The sequence below is a fragment of the Kitasatospora sp. NPDC057904 genome (genome assembly GCF_042887925.1).
Classification (GTDB): Bacteria; Actinomycetota; Actinomycetes; order Streptomycetales; family Streptomycetaceae; genus Kitasatospora.
The window spans coordinates 1-1,451 of sequence record NZ_JBHVOL010000072.1 but is presented as its reverse complement, the minus strand read 5'-3'; the positions used below and the strand labels follow the sequence as shown (position 1 = coordinate 1,451).

The following is a 1,451-nucleotide window of genomic DNA, read 5'->3' as shown; positions in this document are numbered from 1 at the left end:
TGCCGGCGGTGTCGATGGCGAACGCCTCGGAGGTCTTCGTGTCCGGGTTGTACACCGTCGCGACCCGGCCCGACACCAACGACGAGGCCGGCACCCGGCTGCCGGTGATCGCGTCGACGATCTTCTGGGCGTCGGATGCCTGTGGCTGGTAGCGACCCGGGAAGGCTGACCGCTGTACGCCCTGGCAGACGGTGCCGATCTCCTGGGACTGCCAGGCGTTGTTGGGGTAGGTCCGCAGCATCTCGTTGATGAAGGCGGTGGTCGACCAGACCGGGTCGAGCCGCTGTTCGGTCGTTCCCCACCACTCCTGCTGCTGGAACAGTCCGACACTGGTGGCGTCCAGGACGTTCGGATTGTTCTCCAGCCTGCTCTCGACGATGGCGGTGGTCACGGCGATGACGGCGGCCCGGTCCGGGAGGCCGAGGTTCCGGACGGTGTTGACGATGGCCCGTGCGCACGAGACGTGGTAGTCGCCCATGTCATGGGCCATGCTGCTGGTGAGTATCTGATTCAGCTGTGCGCCGATGGCGGCGTCGGCGCTGGTCACCGGTCCGCAGGAGCGGTTCGCTTGGGCGTGGGCCGGTGCGGAGCCGACCGTCATCGTGCCGGTGATCGCGACGGCGGAGAGGGCGAGAGCGGACAGACGGTGTGGGAGGCGGCGGATCACGGTGGTCTGACTCCTGGAGTGGGCAACGACGGTTGGGCAGGGTGGTCGGCCAGGTGGGCAGGCAGACGGCCGGTTCCGGCCGAAGGCGGCCGGAACCGGCGGGTGAGCAGTGCTCAGCTGGTCTTGAACGGTGTGGTGCCGAGGGTGTACCAGGGGCCGATGGGCTGGCCGTCGGCGGTGTAGGCCTTGGAGATCCGGCCGTCGGAGCTGCCGATGGCGAAGACCTCGGCGGCGTGGTTGTCGGACTCGTAGACGGCGGAGGGGACGCCGGTGAACGACCAGTTCGTGTTGAGCGACTCCCAGCCCTGCCACGGGCCGGCGTTGAGGTTGTAGTCGTGGTTCAGCACGCCGTCGGTGCCGATGGCGAACAGTTCGATGGCGTTGGTGGTGGCGTTGTACACGGCCGCGGGGCTGCTGCTGAACCTCCACGCGTCACCGAGGGAGCTCCAGCCGCTCCACGTACCGCCGTTGAACAGGTACTGGTGGGAGATGACGCCGTCGGCACTGCCGGTGGCGAAGACCTCGGTGACCTTGTTCACCGGGTTGTAGACCACTGCCGGGTTGGAGGCGAAGCGGTAGGAGTCGCCGAGGGCGGTCCAGCCGGTGTATGCGTTGCCGCCGGTGGAGTAGTTGTGGGCGATGATGCCCTTGTCGTCGGTGGCGAAGACTTCGGCGGTCTGGGTGTCGGGGTTGTAGAGGGCGGCGGGGGTGCCGGTGGTGAACTTCTTGTTGGTGTCGAGGGATTCCCAGCCGTGCCAGGGGCCGGCGTTGAGGTTGTAGTCGT

2 pseudogenes are annotated in these 1,451 nt (G+C 67.6%); both read right to left on the bottom strand.

What is annotated here, in order from left to right:
- Positions 1-667: pseudogene (locus tag ACFVSN_RS45145) on the bottom strand (hypothetical protein); the annotation flags it as partial.
- Positions 668-780: 113 nt separating this feature from the next.
- A pseudogene (locus tag ACFVSN_RS45140) lies at positions 781-1,451 on the bottom strand (hypothetical protein); the annotation flags it as partial.